The 19,174-nt window shown below is 63.0% G+C and carries 14 protein-coding genes and 3 pseudogenes; 8 read left to right on the forward strand and 9 right to left on the reverse strand.

Annotated elements, in window-relative coordinates:
* Positions 1 to 5: 5 nt before the first annotated feature.
* The 7 genes from AC3A4M_RS20665 (at position 6) to AC3A4M_RS20695 (ending at position 8,706) form a co-directional block, all read left to right on the forward strand.
* Positions 6 to 1,202, forward strand: a complete 1,197-nt coding sequence (locus tag AC3A4M_RS20665) for a flavin reductase (RefSeq protein WP_498738231.1) — start codon at positions 6 to 8, stop codon at positions 1,200 to 1,202.
* A gap of 26 nt (positions 1,203 to 1,228) precedes the next feature.
* Complete coding sequence (locus AC3A4M_RS20670) at positions 1,229 to 2,461, forward strand: CaiB/BaiF CoA transferase family protein (RefSeq protein WP_498738233.1); 1,233 nt, start codon at positions 1,229 to 1,231, stop codon at positions 2,459 to 2,461.
* Positions 2,462 to 2,481: 20 nt separating this feature from the next.
* Positions 2,482 to 3,204: a TetR/AcrR family transcriptional regulator gene (locus AC3A4M_RS20675; RefSeq protein WP_498738234.1), complete on the forward strand. Its 723-nt coding sequence runs from the start codon at positions 2,482 to 2,484 to the stop codon at positions 3,202 to 3,204.
* A gap of 183 nt (positions 3,205 to 3,387) precedes the next feature.
* Complete coding sequence (locus AC3A4M_RS20680; RefSeq protein ID WP_498738235.1) at positions 3,388 to 4,167, forward strand: electron transfer flavoprotein subunit beta/FixA family protein; 780 nt, start codon at positions 3,388 to 3,390, stop codon at positions 4,165 to 4,167.
* A gap of 50 nt (positions 4,168 to 4,217) precedes the next feature.
* Positions 4,218 to 5,189 (forward strand): electron transfer flavoprotein subunit alpha/FixB family protein, encoded by a 972-nt coding sequence (locus tag AC3A4M_RS20685; RefSeq protein WP_498738236.1) that lies wholly within the window; start codon positions 4,218 to 4,220, stop codon positions 5,187 to 5,189.
* Positions 5,190 to 5,712: 523 nt separating this feature from the next.
* Entirely contained in the window at positions 5,713 to 6,792 is a 1,080-nt protein-coding gene (locus tag AC3A4M_RS20690; protein ID WP_498738238.1) for a cytochrome b/b6 domain-containing protein, read from the forward strand.
* A 522-nt stretch (positions 6,793 to 7,314) separates the two neighbouring features.
* Positions 7,315 to 8,706, forward strand: coding sequence for an MFS transporter (locus tag AC3A4M_RS20695; RefSeq protein ID WP_498738240.1), 1,392 nt, complete (start codon positions 7,315 to 7,317; stop codon positions 8,704 to 8,706).
* A 431-nt stretch (positions 8,707 to 9,137) separates the two neighbouring features.
* Here AC3A4M_RS20695 and istB read toward each other — a convergent pair whose 3' ends face one another.
* The 7 genes and pseudogenes from istB to AC3A4M_RS20730 form a co-directional block, all read right to left on the reverse strand.
* Entirely contained in the window at positions 9,138 to 9,914 is a 777-nt protein-coding gene (gene istB / locus AC3A4M_RS20700; RefSeq protein WP_498738241.1) for an IS21-like element helper ATPase IstB, read from the reverse strand.
* Positions 9,911 to 11,058: pseudogene (locus AC3A4M_RS20705) on the reverse strand (DDE-type integrase/transposase/recombinase); the annotation flags it as partial. The pseudogene AC3A4M_RS20705 and the gene istB, both read right to left, overlap by 4 nt.
* An 82-nt stretch (positions 11,059 to 11,140) precedes the next feature.
* Entirely contained in the window at positions 11,141 to 12,130 is a 990-nt protein-coding gene (locus tag AC3A4M_RS20710; RefSeq protein ID WP_498738243.1) for a tyrosine-type recombinase/integrase, read from the reverse strand.
* Positions 12,127 to 12,606 carry a tyrosine-type recombinase/integrase gene (locus tag AC3A4M_RS20715; protein WP_498738337.1) on the reverse strand — a complete coding sequence of 160 codons (480 nt, stop codon included), beginning with the start codon at positions 12,604 to 12,606 and terminating at the stop codon, positions 12,127 to 12,129. The genes AC3A4M_RS20710 and AC3A4M_RS20715 overlap by 4 nt, the downstream gene beginning before the upstream one ends.
* Positions 12,509 to 13,003 (reverse strand): tyrosine-type recombinase/integrase, encoded by a 495-nt coding sequence (locus AC3A4M_RS20720; RefSeq protein ID WP_498738245.1) that lies wholly within the window; start codon positions 13,001 to 13,003, stop codon positions 12,509 to 12,511. Before AC3A4M_RS20720 ends, AC3A4M_RS20715 begins: the two co-directional genes overlap by 98 nt.
* Positions 13,004 to 13,061: 58 nt before the next feature.
* A complete protein-coding gene (locus AC3A4M_RS20725) occupies positions 13,062 to 14,243 on the reverse strand; it encodes a tyrosine-type recombinase/integrase (RefSeq protein WP_498738247.1) in 1,182 nt (393 codons plus the stop codon).
* A gap of 179 nt (positions 14,244 to 14,422) precedes the next feature.
* Positions 14,423 to 14,800: pseudogene (locus AC3A4M_RS20730) on the reverse strand (IS21 family transposase); the annotation flags it as partial.
* 719 nt (positions 14,801 to 15,519) lie between these two features.
* Between AC3A4M_RS20730 and AC3A4M_RS20735 the strand changes: the two are divergent.
* Positions 15,520 to 15,813, forward strand: a pseudogene (locus tag AC3A4M_RS20735) (dihydroxy-acid dehydratase); the annotation flags it as partial.
* 12 nt (positions 15,814 to 15,825) lie between these two features.
* Here AC3A4M_RS20735 and AC3A4M_RS20740 read toward each other — a convergent pair.
* Both AC3A4M_RS20740 and AC3A4M_RS20745 read right to left on the reverse strand, forming a co-directional pair.
* The gene (locus tag AC3A4M_RS20740) at positions 15,826 to 16,902 is read right to left on the reverse strand and encodes an alcohol dehydrogenase catalytic domain-containing protein (RefSeq protein ID WP_498738249.1); all 1,077 of its coding nucleotides are present in this window, start codon (positions 16,900 to 16,902) and stop codon (positions 15,826 to 15,828) included.
* 12 nt (positions 16,903 to 16,914) lie between these two features.
* The gene (locus tag AC3A4M_RS20745) at positions 16,915 to 18,873 is read right to left on the reverse strand and encodes an alkyl/aryl-sulfatase (protein ID WP_498738251.1); all 1,959 of its coding nucleotides are present in this window, start codon (positions 18,871 to 18,873) and stop codon (positions 16,915 to 16,917) included.
* Positions 18,874 to 19,174 lie beyond the last annotated feature (301 nt).

Here is a 19,174-nt window from a genome sequence, read left to right on the forward strand (position 1 = left end):
CAGCAGTGGGACAGTTCAAAGAAGTAACAGCAGTGGAACAGTTTGACATGTACGAATTCCGCCGGGTGATGGGGACATTCCCGACCGGCGTCGTGATCATTACCGCCATGGACGCTTCCGGGCAGGCGCTGGCGATGACCGTGGGCTCTTTCGTGTCCGTTTCGCTGGAACCCCCATTGATCGGGTTCCTGCCGACCAAGACGTCGTCGTCCTGGGCCGCGCTTCGCAACAGCGGCACGACGAAATTCGGTGTCAACGTCCTGGGAAACCATCAGGAGGACGTCTGCCGCGCAGTCGCCAGCCGCAAGACGAACAAGCTGGAGGGCTTCGAATGGACCTTGTCGGAGCACGGCAGCCCCGTGCTTCAGGATGCCGTGGCGTTCATCGACTGCGACACCCACTCCATCTCGGATGCCGGCGACCACGACTGGGTGATGGGCAGTGTCCTCGATCTCTACACGATGAGCACCAACCTGCCGTTGTTGTTCTTCCGGGGCGGCTACGGTTCCTTCGCACCCGGCTCGATGGCCATCAATACTGAGATCTCCGTCGACGTGCTGCGGCAACTGGACCTGGTCCGTCCGCACATGGAACGCCTCGCAGCAGACCTCGTCACCGAGATCAGCCTGATGACCCTCGTCGACGGAGAGTTGATCAACGTCGCCGCCGTGGGGATCCCGCAACGTCGCCGCTCCTCCTCCCGGGTGGGCATCCACGTGCCCTTCATGCCGCCGATCGGCGGTGTCTTCGCAGCATTCGGTGGACCGGAGGCCGAGGAGCTCTGGTTCTCGAGGATCCATGAGGACACGGATCCCGAAGTCCGCGCCGATTTTGAGACCGGCTTGGAGAATGTCCGCCGCCGCGGGTGCGCTTACGGCATCGGTCATGCCGCCGGCGAAGCAATCGAACTGCAGGCGCACGGTGCCTATGTCTCCAAGGACCCCGAGGAACGCAAACACCTTGAGACGGTGGTAAACGACGCAGCAGAGACGTTCAACATCGTTGACGTCGAGCGCGACCAGGACTACGAATTCCATTCGGCGACGGCCCCGGTCTTTGACCGGGACGGGGCCTGCATCTTCTCCATGACCGCATGGGGTTCTGACGGCCTCACCTCAGGTGGCGACGTGCTCGCCATCCTCGAGAGGCTGAAGCGCACCGCCGACACAGCCACCCAGAACCTCAAGTTCCGCAGTCTCTGAGCGTACGAACAGGAACGGAAGCCACAGTGCTCAAGTCATTCTCAGACCTGGTCATCATCGAGATGGCCCATATCTACAACGGACCATACTGTGGTCTGCTCTTCGCCCACCTCGGGGCCGAGGTCATCAAGGTGGAACCGCTCACCGGTGAACGCCTCCGGAGCCGTGCCCGCGGGGACAAGGATCCCCACGAGTTCGTGATGCTCAACTCCAACAAAAAGAGCGTCGCACTGGATCTCAAGAGCCAGGAGGGCAAGGACGTCCTCCTGCGCCTGATCGAGAAAGCCGACGTGCTCATCGAAAACTACGCCCCGGGCACCCTTGAACGCCTCGGACTCGCGCCGGAAACCCTCCTGGAGCACAATCCGCGCCTCGTCGTCGCGTCAGGCAAAGGCTATGGCACCACTGGCCCCTACGCAGCCATGCCGGCCATGGACCTCACCGTCCAGGCGATGTCGGGGGCCATCTCCACCACGGGATTCTCCGACAGCGCCCCGGTCAAGACGGGGCCCGCGTTCACTGACTTCTCCGGCGGCATCCACCTGTTCGGCGGGGCCATGGCCGCCCTCTATGACAGGGAGAAGACCGGCAAGGGGCAAGTGGTCGAGGTGTCGATGCACGATACTATCTATCCCATGCTGACCTCTGCCCTGAGCATGCTGTACAACTACCCGGACACGGAGCTTCCGGAGCGCACAGGGAACCGGCACTCGGGTCTCGGCATCGCCCCCTACAACGTGTACCGCGCCAGCGATGGTTGGCTCGCCATCATCTGTGCCTCAGACAGGCATTGGACACGCATGGCTGAGGCGCTGGGGCTTCACGAGGCCGCAGATAACCCCCTGTTCGCTGACTCGGTGCTTCGGGCACAGAATATGGATGCTCTGGACGCGATGATCACGGCGGTGACCTCCGAGCTGACCCGGGACGAGATCTCCGGGAAGCTGAGCATCGCCGGGGTGCCCTTCGCTCCGGTGAAGACGCTGCGCGAGGTGGACACCGACCCGCACCTCATCGAGCGGGGGATGATCCAGTATGTGGAGCACCCGGAGAACGGCCGGGTGCCGGTTGTGGGGAATCCCCTTCGGATGTCCCGTGCCGGCGAGAGCCGCCCATTCACGCCTGCCCCGAAGGTCGCTGCTGACCAGGCAGAGGTCCTCGGTCGTCTGCTATCGATTCCGCTGGATGAGGCGGAGTCCCTTCTCGGAGGAAGAAGAAATGACTATGGGACACAAAGCCTGCTCGAAAAGAACATTTAGGCAGAGGGGTCAACGACACAATGGCGACGAACATCATGCCTTCTGAGGTGATGGCAGAACAGGACCTTTCAGCGGTTACGGTCAGACGAAACGCTGACCTGAACGCCTTCTTCGACGCGCTGTACCGCTGGAGCGAGGCTAAGCCTCGGTCGGCTCCGGTTTACCAGCGCGGGCTCGAGACACGGAAGCACATCATCGCGTCTGCGCGGACTGCCTTCGTCCGCCTGGGTTACATCGACTGCACCGTGGAGGACATCCTGAAGGAGGCCTCAATCTCCCGCGGAACCTTCTACTCGCATTTCCGAAGCAAGAAAGCGGTCTTCGCGGCGGTCGTTGAGCAACATATCATCGCACGCATCAACGAGACAGGAGTCACCGACCTGGGGGACTTCGATTATCGGGACCGGGTGCGGGCGACGATCCGCAGATTTCTCGAGAATGTGGCAGATACCCAGGACTTCGGGATGGTCATCGAACAGGCTGCTTATTACGACCCGGGATTTCGTACCATTCGGCTCGTGATCCGCGACATCTTTGTTCGCCGGATCACCCGCGGGATCGAACGCCAGCAGAGACTCGGGGCGGCCAGTACCGAATACAGCGCGGAGCTGTCGGCGGAGACCATCCTTTCGATGATGACAAATGTGGCACAGGTGGAGATCGGCTGGCGGGGAAAGAAACCGAACGAGGACATGGTCGAGACCATGACGAACTTTTGGTGTGCGGGTATCGGCCTGAAATAGCAGGCCGTGAGAAACCCCTCCCCGCGACCTGAGTCGGCAAGGGTGGCGGAGGTCCGCGAGGATACCGTACGGCAGGCTAACGCTGACGGAACAGCAACTGCCGCCGCCAGGAAGCTTCCCGGTAGGCCTGGCGCCAGCCCAGTTGCGGGCGATTCCAATTCCGCTGGTTATTTAGGAGAGAACATGAAATTTGTCGTCTTAGTCAAGCAGGTGCCGGACACCGGTGAAGTCCGGAAACTGGACCTGCAGACGGGTCTTTTGGACCGCGCCGCCTCAGATTTGATCCCTGACGAGATCACGGAGCGTGCCTTAGAGTGCGCCCTGCGGGTCAAGGATGCAGACAATTCCACGGAGGTGGTCGCGCTCTCTGTGGGTCCTGAGGAGTCGGAGAAGTCGGTTCGAAGGTTGCTGGCAATGGGTGCTGATCGCGGCGTCCACATTGTCGACGGTTCCCTAGCCGGTGCTGACATGCTTCAGACGGCGAAGGTCATCGCTGCCGCTATCCAGCATGAAGGCTTCGACATAGTTCTTGCCGGCAACCAATCGACCGACGGTCGCGGCGGCATGATCCCATCCATGGTCGCCGAGCTACTCGGAGTGCCCGGCATGCCGGATCTGGATGCATTTGAGGTTTCGGACGGCACTGTCCTGGGTTCGCTGCGGACGACGGAGGGAGATGTCCGGCTGGCGGCCCCGGTACCGGCGGTGGCTGCGGTCACAGAGCGAGCGGCTGAAGCCCGGTTCCCGACCTTCAAGGGCATCATGTCGGCCAAGAAGAAAACTGTCGACAAGCTGAGCCTCGCTGATCTCGGTATTCAAGCGGGGCCCGCCTACGCACCGGTCCGTTCAGTCATGGTCTCAGCGGTTACGGCGCCCCCGAAACAGACCGGGATCACGGTGGTCGACGACGGCTCTGCGGCTGCCCAATTGGCTGAGTTCCTTGAGTCGAAACACCTGCTGTGATTCACATCGCATCGGTGGTTGACTACACGTTTCAAAGTTGAGGATATGCGATGTCGAACATACTTGTTTTTACTGAAACCACCAACGACGGGGCTCCCGCCGGGAGCACGGCGGCACTGATCGGGGCTGCCGCATCCGTGGGAACGCCCATCGTGTTGGCGGTGACCACCGCAGACCATTCGCCCCCGCTGATAGAGGCCCTCAGCCAGTGCGGCGCCGCGCGGGTAGTCCTTGTGGAGCTCAATGAACAGAGCGCCAAACTGGGCGCTGCCGAGGTAGCGTCCTTGGAAAAAGCAGTCCAGGAATTCTCGCCGCTCGCAGTGCTCCTGGACCATTCCCCGATCGGACGCATGGTAGCTGGGCGGCTAGCTGCCCGGACCGGGGCAGCCATTGCCGCGGACGCAGTCGGACTGTCCTTGGAAGCCGACGAGATCATCGCCACACATTCGGTATTCGGAGGTGACTACGTCACCGAATCGACCGTCGAGGGGGGATTGATGATCATCACCCTGCGATCCGGTGCGATCTCCGCCCGGGCAAGCAGCGCCCAACCCGAAGTCTCTCACCTGACTGTCCCCGATGCTGCTTCGCCGAGTGCAACCATCATCGGCACGGATGCCCTCGTCATGGAGAGCGACCGGCCGGATCTCGCGGCAGCCTCCATTGTCGTCTCCGGCGGCCGGGGGATCGGTTCCAAGGAGAACTTCTCGCTGGTAGAGCAACTGGCGGACAGCCTGGGAGCAGCCGTCGGAGCCTCACGGGCCGCAGTGGACGCCGGATACGCACCGCAGAATTTCCAAGTCGGCCAGACCGGTATCGCCGTTTCGCCGGACCTCTACGTTGCTCTGGGGATCTCAGGCGCGATCCAACACAAGGCGGGCATGCAGACCGCGAAGACCATCGTTGCGATCGACAAGAACGAAGAAGCTCCGATCCTCGAAGTCGCAGACTTTGGAATCGTAGGAGACCTCTTCTCGGTCGTTCCGCAACTTGTCAAGGAGATTAACCGGCGACGCGGGTGAGCGCCCCCACGTTCATCGCAGCGCCACTGCGCAAATCGCCGGACGCTCGGCAGAGACAATCATGGAGTACAACATCGTGGTAGACGAATCTTTCAACGGCAGACGCCGGCGGATGAGCGGCATTCCTCCGTTGCCCGTGGATGCCGCAGTGGCCCCACCGAAGGACCAGCCCCAGAGGGCGGAAGCCGGCTATGTACCGGAGCACGCCTCTGGGGCACCCGTTGAGCAGTCCCGTCAGGAGAACGGTCTGAGGGACAGCGTATCGAACGCCCAGGGGCAGCCTGTGACGCAGCCGCAGCCGGGGCCGAGCCGTCGCCGGATGGGCGGGCCCTCTGCCGCACCGCTGTTGATGGAAACGGCTGCACGACCGGTCGAGCCGGACGCAGCGGACAAACCCGCCACCAACACCCCGCCCGGACCAACACCGGCTGCCGAGCAGGCTTCCACCGCACCGGCCACACGACGTCGAATGGGTGCTCCAGATCCTTCGACTGCATCCGCAGTGTCAGCGGAACCACGTCGGATGGAAACCGTTGAGCCTGCGAAGGCACTTGCATCACCGCGACAAACCCAGGTGGAGGAACAGGCGCCACCTGCTCCTGCCGCCGGTACGCGTCCGGTTTCAACGACGGAGCAGCGTTCGCCTGCTCCATCGGAAAAGAAGGCGGCCGCAGAAGGACCGACTCTCTCCGGCGCGCGGCCCGGCGCGGTCAAGGGTGCCCTTATCGTTGCAGGGCTTGTCCTGGTTTTCCTCGCGGTGGTGCTGCTCGCACGATGGCTGCGGACCCTGTCGGGGGTGGAGGCCTTCATCGCCGACTACTCCGGCCACGCCTCCCAGCCGGCCTCCGCACCGGTGGGCCTTCCCGGATGGCTCGGATGGCAACACTTCCTCAACATATTCTTCCTGGTGCTGATAGTACGAACAGGTCTCCAGGTGCGGTGGGAGCGTCGGCCCCCGGGGTACTGGACCCCTAGGAAGGGCTCCTTCTTCTCACCGGGGCGGCAAACTCCCAAAAAGATCTCGCTCTCGCAGTGGCTCCACCAGTCCCTGGATGTCCTGTGGGTGGTGAACGGTCTCGTCTTCATCATCCTGCTGTTCGCCTCGGGCCACTGGATGCGAATCGTACCTACCAGCTGGGACGTCTTCCCGCACATGCTCTCTGCGGGTCTGCAATACGCCTCGCTGGATTGGCCGGCCGAGAACGGATGGGTACACTACAACGCCCTTCAGGTTATGGCGTACTTCGTGACAGTGATGATCGCCGCACCATTGGCGATCCTCTCCGGCATCCGGCTGTCGACGTGGTGGCCGACGGACAATGAGAAGCTATCGAGGCTATATCCGGTGGAGGTCGCTCGGGCCATCCACATCCCGGTCATGATCTACTTCGTGGCGTTTACCATCGTCCACGTGTTCCTGGTGTTCTTCACCGGGGCCCTGCGTAACCTCAACCACATGTACACCTCCCGGGACGTTGTCGACTTCTGGGGCCTGGCGGTGTTCCTAGGCTCGCTGGTCGTAGTTGCCGTCGGCTGGCTTTTGACCAGTCAGATGTTCATTGGGTCAGCGGCTGGCAAGATGGGCAAGGTCACCAAGAACTGACTCCGGACGCGGTCATTGGCATCAGGGCGTTTAGAAGCGCAGGCAACTTGAGATCAAGTTGCCTGCGGGTTAGAGGGGGTGGGTGACATGACGACGCATTCTTTTTCTGTGACGCTGCATCGGCTGCTACGGCGGCTGAATGCCGAACAAAGGCTGTCTTCGGGCAAGCGGGGCGTGCGCCATGTGACGGGACATGGGCGCGCGACCACATCGGATCTGGCTGCAGTCGTCCATGTCGCCCCGGCCCCCAAGCCACTTCGCTTGCTGCCAGTGCACTCACGGCTCGGGTTTGTGTGCCGGTTGTTCGCTGGCGCGGATAGTCGCCGGTCATGATCGGACTTACCGACACGCGCGGGCAAAAGCTTGCGCGGCAGTTATCCGCCGGTCACGACCGGCTCGACCGGGCAGCTCCGGAGCGGTTGATGCCGGGGGAAGCGGAAGCCCCTCGAGGCGTTCATCCCCATCCTCGGAAGCTTGCGATCGGAGCATCCGTTGATTGAACCTGCGGCACGCTCGCGCTTGGTGCCGGCACTAATCTACGCGGCGCTGTCCACGGCGATCGTGAGTTCGCTGGGCATGCTGTTGGTGCCGTCGATTGCCAGTGGCATGGACGTATCGGTCAGTGCGGCTCAATGGATGCTGACCCTCAACCTTCTGGTCGGCGCTATTGCGACGCCTGTCATGGGCCGGCTAAGTGACGGACCGCACAAGAAGCGGCTCCTGCTGTGGTCATTGTTGATCATCCTCGTCGGATCCATCGTCGCCGCTGTGGCGCCTAACTTCGCGGTGTTCCTGATCGGACGTTCGCTTCAGGGCCTGACCTATGGAATCGTGCCGGTAACGATCGCCCTTGCCCGCCGCTACGCCGCGGCGGATAAGGTGCAAGTCTCTATCTCAAGCTTGTCCGTGACGGTGGCAGCCGGCCTGGGGATAGGCTACCCCCTGACCGGCGTCATTGCAGGGCTCGTCGACTTTCGGTTCGCTTTCTGGGCCGCCGCCTTGTTCGTAGTTACGGCCATCGTTGTTGTCTTCCGCGCCGTGCCGGCGGGACCCGATGAGCAGGCCGCGCGGGTGCCGTTCGACTACACAGGCACAGGTCTGCTCGGTCTCGGACTGGGCTCCTTGCTCCTGGGAGTCAGTGAAGGACCAAATTGGGGGTGGGAATCTCCCTGGACCATCGGCACTTTCATCGTCGCGGCAGTGGTTCTGACAGCCTGGGTCAGGGCCGGACTGCGGATGCGGCATCCGCTGGTCAACCTTCGGGTTCTCCGGAACGGCGAAGTGCTGTTGGCCAATTGCACTGCCATGGGTCTGGGAGCCGCCCTGTACATCGGCCTGTCGACGTCCAGCCTTGTCGTGCAGGCACCTGCTTCTACTGGCTACGGCATCGCGCTGCCCGTGTTCTGGGCCGGTCTCGTGATGCTCCCGCTCTCGGTGGGCAGCTTCAGCGCGAATCGTCTCGTGCGCCGGCTCTCGCGCCGGATTCGCCTGACTGCGCTCCTGCCGATCGGCGCCGGTATCGTGATGGCATCCGGAATGATGCTCTGGGTTGCCCATACTGAACTCTGGGAGATCCTGATCGGGATGCTGGTGTTCGGGCTGGGGATAGGCGCCAGTTATGCCGCTATGCCGGGGCTGATCGTCCGCAGCGTGGCCGCCGAAGAGTTGGGTAGTTCAGTGAGCTTCAATCAGGTCCTACGTACCGTGGGAAGCTCTTTCGGCGCGGCGACCGCTGGAGCGGTGCTCGCGGCAAACATGGCAGCGGATCTGCGCCCCACCGGGGCCGGAATCAGTGCGACATTCGCGATTGGAGCACTCCTCTGCGCGGCGGTGTTCGTTGCCCTGCTCATCCACACCCTTGTGACACAGACCAAACGAACAGTCGACAGGCGCACTGATGCCCGCATAGGTTGAGGGCCGCAAATGGAGTCAAAAGATGAGTGTTCGTCGACGCAGCAAACGAAACAGTAGGCATTCGCGATTAGCCTCGGTCTATGAGCACCAACCGCTCATTCATTCCCCGGCTCTGCAGATCAGTTATCTGCTAATGGTCCGGCTTTAGGTCACGCATGTGTCCCACGAGCACCGCGTGCTACGGGAACTGGGACGGGCAAATGTTACTCGCAGGGATAAATGGCGGTTGGCAGCTATCTGAAAGCCCTCCGCACGGCGACACCTTGGGCGTCTGGAAACTCGATGGGCTCGGCTGTCAAGGGCCAGTATTTCCTGCCCACGGGCGGCCAGGATTAGTGCCCGCCGGTGGCCAGTTAAACTGCCCGGTGGTGGCCAGCAAATCTGCCCACGTCGTGTTCTGCGGGGCTGGCCGTCCACCGGTTCGGGTTAGTTCAGGGCGTTGACTCCTTTCCGGCGAGGGCCTGGGTCAGGCGGATAGATTTACCGCTGGTCTGGCAGACGTGGGCGTGGTGCAGCAGCCGGTCCACGGTCGCGGTGGCGAGGGTCTTGGGCATGAGCTCGTCGAAGCCTGCCGGGTGCAGGTTCGAGGAGACCGCGACGGAGCGTTTCTCGTAGGCGGCGTCCACGACACGGTAGAGGCCTTCGGCGGCGTCCGCGGCGACCGGGAGCAGGCCGATGTCATCGATCACGACGAGTTCGGCGCGCAGGATCCGGGTGACGGCTTTGGTGACGCTGTCATCGGCGCGGTGCGCGCGGATCAGCGTGCCGAGGTCTTCGAGGGTGAACCACGCGACGCGCATCCCGGCTTCGACGGCCTGCTGGCCCAGGGCTTCGAGGAAGAAGGTTTTCCCGGTCCCGGAAGGCCCGCAAACGACGAGGTTCTCGCGCCGGGTGATCCATTCCAGGGTACGCAGGGACTGCTGCGTCGGTGCCGGGATCGAGGACGCCTCGGAATCCCAGGCGTCGAAGGTTTTCCCGGTCGGGAAGCCGGCGGCCTTACGCCGGGTGGCAAGCATGGAGCGGGCGCGGCCTGCTGTTTCCTCGGTGAAGAGGGCTTTGACGATTTCGGCCGGTTCCCAGCGCTGGGCGCGGGCGGTGGCCAGCAGTTCCGGGGCCAGCGCGCGGGCGTGGGGCATTTTCAGTTGCCGCATCAGCTGCTCGAGGTCTGCCGGCAGCGGCGGGGCGGTGGTTGTGGGCACGGGGTTCATTCGGTGTCTTCCTTCGCGGTGGTGGCGCCCAGGGCGGACCAGGCGGCGGTGCCCTGGGTCAGGGAGCGGGTTTCGCCGGCGGCGTGGGTGGTGGTCCGGCGGGCGCCGGCGTTGAGGATGGAGGCCAGGTCGCCGTGGGCGAAGCGCCCGTTGACGGCGGCGTTGCCCAGGGCCCGGTCGACCGCGGCGGTGTCGGCGATTTTGGCCAGGGTCACGGCCTCGGCCATTTTCACGTTCATCCGGGCCGTTCCGGCCGCGGCGGCTTCGAGGAGCCAGGTCCGGGCGCCGTCGCCGATCGCGAGGAACTCGGCCTCGCCGGCGGTGCGGGCCGTGACCGTGTAGTCGCCGGGGATTTTCTCGCCGCTGCCGGGGAAATGCTCGTCAATGATGGCCGGACTGCCAGGGCGGGCACGCCGGTGGCGGGCGACCTCGGCCGGTCCCGCCGGGCCGTGGTGGACGATGATGACCTGCTCATCGGCGCCGGTGCCGTGGGTGCGCACGAACACGCGGGCGCCGAGCAGGTGCGCCGGCACGGAGTACTGCGCGTTTTCGAACGTGACCATCGGCGTGTTCTGGGGAACCGTGCGGGAGAGCCCGAACGCGACCGTATGCGCGGCGTCCGGGATCCGGTGGAGCCGGGGCTGTTCCTCGGCGAGCATCGCCGCGGGCTTGCGCCGGGTCACCCGGTGCTCACGGTGGTTGACCTCGTCCATGAACGCCTCGCACGCCGCTTCCAGCCCGGCGAACGTGGCGTACTCGGCCAGGAGGTTGGTGTCGGTGGGCACGATGTCGGCCTTGGCCAGCTTCACCGAGGCTTCGACGCCGCCCTTCGTCGCCGGATCGGCCGGCTGGCAGGTCAGCACGCTCACCCCGTAATGCCGGGCGAACTCCAGGGTCTGCTGGTTGCGTACCGGCACCCCGGCAACATGCATCGTGGTGACGGTTTTCTCGTTATCGGTCAGCACATACGTCGGGGCGCGCCGAGGATGCGGAAGCACCGGTCCAGGGCGGCGAACACGCTCGGCGCGGTCCGGTCCCGCAGGGGGATCACGATCCGGAACCGGGACCAGGCCAGCCACGCGACGAACAGGATCGTTTTGACCCCGCCGATCCGGGGACCGTCGCCGAAATCGTACTGAAGCCATTATGCCGACCCCGCGGTTATGCAGACGCCGGCCCGCGATCGCAGCAGCGGTGTGTTCCATGAGGATCATTTATCTGCATAATTACAGGCCTTCGAGGAAGGCGAGCAGATCGTCGGGTGGCTGGTATCGGCCTGGCTGGCTGTGTAGCGGCGCTGTCCTGTCGAGCGCTCGTTGTTTGAGGGCGAGGTCCGCGTGGAGGTAGATCTGCGTGGTACGGATGTTCTCGTGGCCGAGCCAGAGTGCGATGGTGGCGATATCGACGCCGGACTGTAAGAGCCGCATCGCGCAGGTATGTCTGAGCGTGTGCGGTGAGGCCGAGCGCAACGCCAGGGATGGACAACTTGCTGAAGCTGTCGCCGTGTGGCGCGCAATGATCTTCGCGATGCCATCCCGGGTCAGTTTCCGGCCCTTGGATCCGGGAAAGAGCGGGGCATTCGGCAACGGCCGCTGCTCGTTCATCCAAGCCTTCAACTGGGCGCGGACCTCCTTATTCAGAGGTGTGATGCGTTCCTTGCGGCCTTTGCCCTGACAAGACAGATAGGCTCCCACGCCCAGGTGGACGTCGGCAGCGGTGAGGTTGGCCAACTCGCTGACGCGAAGCCCTGTCGTGACGGCAACCAATAATAGGGCCCTGTCCCTGCGTCCCCTCCAGGTTGTTGCATCCGGGGTGGAGAGCAGGACATTCGTTTCCGTCTCCGTCAGGAAGTTCACGATGGCTTTGTCAGAACTTTTGGTCGGAATCGCGAGCACGCGTTGGATGAGTTCGGCATGTTCGGGATACTCGAATGAGGCGTACCGGAACAGCGCACGGATGGCCGCCAAACGCGCGTTCCTGGTCTGAATGCTGGAGCCCCTGCTACTTTCCAACCACGAAAGGTAGCCGCCGATAAGGACCGCATCGAGATCTTCAAGATCCAGGTTCTGCGGGACTTGCCCGGTTTCCTTATGCGCGTATTGCAGGAGCAGCCGGAACGCATCGCGGTATGCCGCGACGGTGTTTGGGCTCACCCGACGCTGGTCGATAAGGCGCCGGGTGAAGAACGCTTCCAGGATTGGAGCGAGAGAGGTCATTGCTCCTCCTGCAGGTAGGATCGCACCCTGCCGGAAACCAGGGCCATCAGTTCCGGTGTCGCGCTGAGGTACCAGTACGTCGCCGCAGGGTCTTGGTGACCTAGATACGTTGACAGCAAGGGCAGCAGCGGTCCGGTATCGGCGCCGGAGCGGTACCATCCGAGCAACGTCTTTACCGCGAAAGTGTGGCGCAAGTCGTGCAGGTGGGGCTGGTGGTGACGGTCAAGGACCGCCATCCCTGACCGGCGTATCAGGAGGGTGAACGCTTGGCTGGCGTTATCGGCCAGGAGCCGGGTCCCTCGGGTAGAGAGGAAGAACGCCGGGTGCTTTGGGCGCGGAAATGCCAGATCCCGCCGATTTGCGTAGCCGCGTAGGGCGTCAACAGTGCTGGAGTGCAGGGGGAAGTTGCCGTTGCTTATGGAATTTCGCTTCCCGAATCGATAAGACCCCTTGGCCCCAATCGACGTCGATGCGATCGAGGCCCGTAGCTTCGCCGCGGCGCATCCCCGTCACCGCGACCAACGAAATGTAGGTTCGGTAGGTCAGTGCCCGGAATCCCGGCGTGAGTTGATCGGCAGCTTGGAGTAACCGGCCGAGTTCCTGATCGGAAAAAATGTAAGGCTTGGCCCGATGGTTCCCGTCCGGCAGAAGAGATGCTTCCGGCACCTGGGTTTGCGGATCGAAGACCTGCAGGTACCGGGCGAAGGCCCGGACGACGCCCAGCCGCGCGTACCACCAGACCGGATCAGCCCTTCCCGGCAGCATTGCCCATGCCAGCGCGTGCGCGTTGGTCAGATGCCCGGCCCCGGTACCGTTGAAATACCGAAAGAAATCCAGCAGCAGCTGCCCTTGCTGACGCAGTTTGTATCCCATGCTGCGGCCATCTGCAGGTACTGGTCAGCCAGCAATGCAATATCGACCCCGGGGCAGTTCATAGTCCGCTCCCGGGCCAGGGTAGCGCCAGCGTTCGCAGGGCGGCGTAGTCAACCTTTGCATAAAGGGCCGTACTGGCCGGATTGCGATGCCGTAGAACCTGCCCGACTTCACCCAGGGAACCGCCGGCGCGCAGGAGTTGCGTTGCCGCAGTGTGCCTGAGCCGGTGCGCGTGGATTCTCTCAAGGCCGGCACGTCTGCCGGCGGCAAAGACGATTTCGGCAATGCCCGCTGATGCGAGCCCGCCCAGCGGCGCATGGACCCGCAGGAATAATGAATTATCACCGGTCCTCGGCCGGTTCCGGCGCAGGTAGTCGGCCAGCGCCGTTCCGACTTCACGGGGCAGCGGAAGCTTCTCCTGGCAACGGCCCTTGCCGTGCAGGGTGAGTTCCCCTGCCCGCCAGTTCACATCCTTCAGCGTCAACGACGCCACTTCCTGGCACCGTAGCCCCAGCCGGCTCATCAAGACCAGGACCGCGTAGTCCCGCAGCCCGGTCAGCATCTGCCGGTCGCATGACGCCAGCAGCGCATCCATTTCCGTTCCGCTCAGACCTCTTGGAAGGTTGCTGCCATGGGCGGCAGCTGACGGCACGACCTCTGCTAACGCCTGCCCGCTCAGCCCTTCCAGATGCACCCAACCGAGGAAAGACCTCAAACCGGTGATCACATATTTCGCGTTGCTGCAGGCCTGCATCCGGTAGATGTCGGTGGCGAAGGTGATGACGTCCGTCCCGTTCATGGTGCCCAGCGTCGCCTGGCCCTTGGCCAGCCATTCCATGAATGAGGCGGCGCTTCGCAGGTAGTTACGTGCCGTGCCTGGGTTCAGCCCCCGCTCGTGGAGCAGATACCGCTCAAAGCGTTCCCGAAGGATTTGCTCCGGAGAAACGGTATCCGGCGGCAGCTCAGGAACCGGGACAACACCAAGCCCCCGCAAATAGGAAAGCAGCAGCCCAAATGTTGCCGGAGTGGGATGCAACCACTTAGCTTCCGCAGCCAGCTCCTCCACGAACCGCTGCAGCACTACATCCGTCAGAGCCCGCGCTTCCAGCTCCTGCTGGTCCAGCCAACGGCTCAAACGCCCGAGCAGCGATACCAACTGCTGTGAGGTGTTCTTCGCATAGCCGTGCTCGGCCAACACTGCCTGGTATCCCGCCGCATAGGGGGCCATCGGTCCAGTCATCGGTCTTGGAGAATTCTTCACCATCATGCTCACCTTCCCGTATTGAGAAAACAAGCATGCTCCCACCGCAATTATGCAGAAACACTCCGGCCCAAGCGCCCGGCCTCACCGGGATCCGCCGGCTGCGTCTGCATAACCGCGGGGTCGGCATAATGGCTTTTATGTCGAATTCGACATAAAAGCCACATCCCTGGCTCCGTGATCCAGGGCCGGTGGACGCGGGTATGGCCCAGCCGCCAGGCCGTCTTGACCTGATGGACGGCGCGGCGGGTGGAACGCTCGGAGCCCTCGTAGCCGAGCAGGCGCAGGGTCCGGTGGACCTTGTCCGCCCGGACCCGGCTATGGGAGCGGTCGACCATTTCTTCGATCTTCGGCATGAACGCGTCCGTGACCCGGTCCCGGACCGCGCGTTCGGCGATCGGACGCCCGGCATCACGGGCAGCCACATGCTTGGCCACCGTGTGGTGCGAACAGCCGGCCAGCTCGGCCGCGGCACGGAACGAGCCGGTCAGTTCGTAGGCAGCAAGAATTTCCATGATTTCTCCGTCAGACTTCATACAGGGCCTCTTCCTGGTTCGGTTTCGATGCGCTTAGACACCGTCATCAAACCCCAGGGAGAGGCCCGCGCCGCTTAAGACGCGGTCGGTTCAGTAAGAAAGTGGGCAGATTTCATGGCCGCGAATGGGCAGTTTTACTGGCCGCCAGCGGGCACTTTCGTGGCCATTTATGGGCAGTTTTTCATGGCCGCTGACACTCGGCCGGGACCTTCGCCATTTGGTCGCCAGATCCATTACCCGCCGGTTGGCCGAGCTGGATTGACAGCGCGCTGGAAGCCTACTCTGACCGCGTTCGCCATCACATTCAGCGACCGGTTTACGACCGCTGAAAGCTACCAATTGAAACCGCCGGCACACCGTTAGTAGGACGTCCCCAACCGGATCTACCTGATGGAGGACGTGCATCGGGCCTGCGACATGCCCGCCATGCTCAGCGAACTGCAGCGCGGAGGACTCCTCAACGAAACGTGAACTCCAATCCTTGCCGCCTCGCTCAAGGAATTGCTGCCCACTGGCACATCCGCTCCGCAAACCCGTCAGCGGAAGCCGTCGAACTCGTCCAACGCAGCACCGGGCGGCGTCCGTTCATCCTCTGCTTTCTCCCAGTCCGAACATTGGCACACCTGAACGTCGATGCCGAAATGGCTGCGTCCGCGACATCGACCACGCCTACCCCAATGTTGGCGGCTTGGTCATCCTCCGCACAAGCGCGTCCGGGCATGCGACGTTGTCGTGGTCCGCTACGAAGGCGCCGTGGCGGCCCCGGAATACAGGAAATGCTCTACCCCGCTTCGTTCCTCGAAGGCCGCGGTCTTGGCGCCAAAGGCACCCTGATCATCGACGGGCGCTTCTCAGGCCGAACCTCCGGACTCTCCATCGGCCACGTTTCCCCCGAAGCAGCTGCCGGTGGAACCATCGCCCTGGTCGAAAACGGCGACACCATCACCGTCGATATCGGCAAGCGCCGGATCCACCTCAACGTCGAAGATAATTCCCTTCCCACCCGCGCCGCTGCATCTCAGGAGTCAGGAGATTCGGGCTCCGGCAGCAAGGACGATGCGCCCTGGGACGCCCCCGCTGCCGAGCTTGTCGAGGGCGGTATCGATTTCGGAGGCGTTCAGCTGGCCCTCGATGATCGGGATCCGTGGAAGTGCTCCGGTCTTCGCGAGGGCGACGAGTTCGCTGAGCTCGTTCAGAGAGCCGACGAAGCTTCCCTGAATGGTGACGGACTTGAGGGTGAGGAGCACTGTGGGCACCGTAAGCTCGCCGCCGAAGAGTCCGACCTGTATCATGCGGCCACCCTTTTGGAGGACGTCAAAGGCGGTCGACGCGGTTTTGCCCGTGTTCACGAAGTCGATGACGGCCCCGGCGGCCCCCCCCAACTTGCCGGTAATGACCGAAGAGAGGTTGTCCTGGTCTGCGTGGACCAGCGTATTTGCACCGAGCTGGCGGGCGAGTTCGAGGTTGCGTTCTTGGAGGTCCACTGCACAGATCGCACGGTGCCCGAGAGCCGCGAGGGCAGCAATGGCCGTCAGGCCGACACCACCGGCTCCAATCACGACGACGGGCACGGTGGGCGTGCTGGGAAGCGCCTTACGCGCGGCGCTGTAGGCGGTCAGACCTGAGCAGGAAAGTGTCGCTGCCCAGCTCTGGTCGAGACCCTCGATGTCGAGCAGGTATCGGGGATGCGGAACGGAGATGTACTCCGCGTAGCCGCCGTGACGCGCGATGCCGAGGTTGCGGGGGCTCGGGCATAGGTTCTCATGCCCGTCACGGCAGGTGGCGCAGGAACCGCAGCCGATCCAAGGGAACACGAGTCGGGTTACACCGGTCTCGAGCCCGGATACGTCCGGGCCGACTTCGTCGACGACGCCGACCACTTCGTGACCCATTACCAAGGGGTAAGATACGCCGCGGTCTGTGAGGCTGAGCTTGCCGCGGCTTCCGAGATCGTAGTGGCCCTCGCGCAGATGGGCGTCGGTGTGGCAAATCCCCGATCGCACCACACGGAGCCGAACTTCCGTTCCGATCGGTTCGGGTGTGGGCAGCTCGATGTCCATGATGGTGTGGTCTGTTGTGCTGGGTACGGCATAAGCGTGCATGATTTCCTCGAGTCAGGGTTCAACGATCGCGAAGTCGGCAGTGAAGGTGTCCAGTAGATCGACGAGTGCAGAGAACACGGCAGGGTCTCCGCTCATCTCCGCGGCGAGATCAGTCGTCGCGTCTTCCACCGGTATTAGGCCGAGCAAGGTCTCTTCGAATAGTTTCCTGGGCATCACCAGCCGTAGCTGGGCATCGGGATCCGGCTCGGGCCAGCAGTGGATGGTCGCGTTGCAGATGCCCACGCTCCAGCACTCGTCGCGCTCGGGGAAGGTCAGTTCGAGGCGGAGGTCTTTCCCCTCGGCGCGTGGACCGTTGACTCGAACTCCGAGCCAGTTCAGAAGTTCTCGGGTTGGCAATGCGTGAAGGATCGGGGCTTGTTTTCGCGCTGTCTGAGTTGTTCCGGGGGGAGTGGGGTCCCGCAGCTCGGCTGCTCCGGTCAGGTAGACGTTCCGCCAGCTCGCGGATTCGGCCTGGTATCCCAGCTGATCGTAGGTTTCGGCGAGCAGATGCCTGGCCTCAAAGTGTTTGGGCTCGGCGAACAAAGCACGGTTGAGGATTTCGGCGACCCAACGGTATTCGCCCGCGGCGAAGTCGTCTCGGGCGCGGGCCACGATGGCGTCGATACCACCCATGTAACGCATGGCCCGTTGTGCAGACTCCTCGGGGGGCAGCGGATTGAGTCCTGCTGGGTTACCTTCAAACCAGCCAAGATAGCGCTGATATACGGCTTTGGCGTTGTGGCTGACCGTGCCGTAGTAGCCCCGGCAGGAGAAGTCGTTGGCCAGGCTGGAGGGCAGCTGCAGCTCTTGGGCAATCTCGGATGAGGTATACCCATGATTGGCCAGGCGCATCGTCTGGTCGTGCAGATAGCGATAGAGATCTCGTTGGTTGGCCAGGAATGCGCGGACGGCAGGGCCCCCATATGTCGGCCAGTTGTGGCTGCCGAAACACACTTCCGCGTCGTCTCCGAATAGGTGCAGGGCTTCCTGAATGTAGTCGCTCCAGGCCAGCGCGTCGCGGACCTGCGCTCCGCGCAGGGTGTAAAGGTTGTGCATGGTGGAGTTGCAGTTCTCCGCGACGCAGAGAGCCTTCAAGTCAGGAAACCAGAACATCATTTCAGCCGGAGCCTCAGCGTCTGGCGTCATCTGAAAGATGATACGCACGCCATCGAGCACGATTTCCTGACCCGTGTGCGTGACGTCGACAGTAGGAGCGATAAGTGCTGAGCTTCCCAGACCGGTGCTGATGCCGATTCCGTTGTTGACGTGTCCGCGGGGCCCCTTCTCCAAGCCGGTCCCGAAGTGGAAGCTTCTGCGTCGAGACATTGCGGGGCCGGCAATAACCGTCTCGGAGACAATTTCTTCGATGAAGCCGGCAGGCGCGATCACCGGGACATCGCGTGCGGCGGCATCCTCCTGGGACAAGACGCCGGCGGCACCTCCATAGTGATCGATATGGCTGTGGGTGTAGATCACTCCGGTGACCGGACGTTGGCCGAGGACATCGGTTACCAACGCGAATGCTGCGCGCGCGCTCTCGATGGTGGTGAGCGGGTCGATGATGATCCAACCGCTCTCACCTCGGACTATAGTCATTGTGGCCAGGTCAAACCCGCGGACTTGATACAGTCCATCACGCAGTTCGTAAAGGCCGGGCGAGTTATCCAGCTGCGCATGGCGCCAAAGACTCGGGTTGACTGACGGGGGTGCCTCGCCGTTGAGGAAATCGTAGTGCGCGCTGTCCCAGAGCGTACCGTCTCGATCGTCAGTGATGAGCACCCGCTCAGGGCGCGCCAGTAAGCCTCGATCGACATTCTCACGATCGGTGGTGTCGTCGAGCGGAAGGACCGCCGCAACCTCGGCGTTCAGGGCTGCGGTGATTTTTGAGGGCGAGGAAGGCTTGGCCGGAAGCGGCGTAGAAGTTGTCTCCGTGAGGGGGAGACCCTCAATAGGAGTGGTCGGACTGGGCATGGGAGACTTCCTCCGGGATCGGTTGGCTCACTTCCGGGGAGCGGTTGTGAGAGTCTTTTATCTGGGCTGAGACGGTTCAAATTTGACCGGCTCCACTCGGTCGATGTCACTGCGCAAGTCACTCATGACAGGAATGCGCGACGGTGAGCTGGGAACTTGCCCAAACTCATCCTGTCGTTGTGGCCAGTCAGTTTATGCCGACTTAGCGGATGGCGGCCTGCGTTATAAGGGGGATGCCTTCGAATGCCGGGGCCCGTGTGTGGAGGGCAGAGCAGCGCACGACCAGATAATGAGTTACAGC

Source organism: Arthrobacter sp. Soil_C_60 (assembly GCF_057656375.1).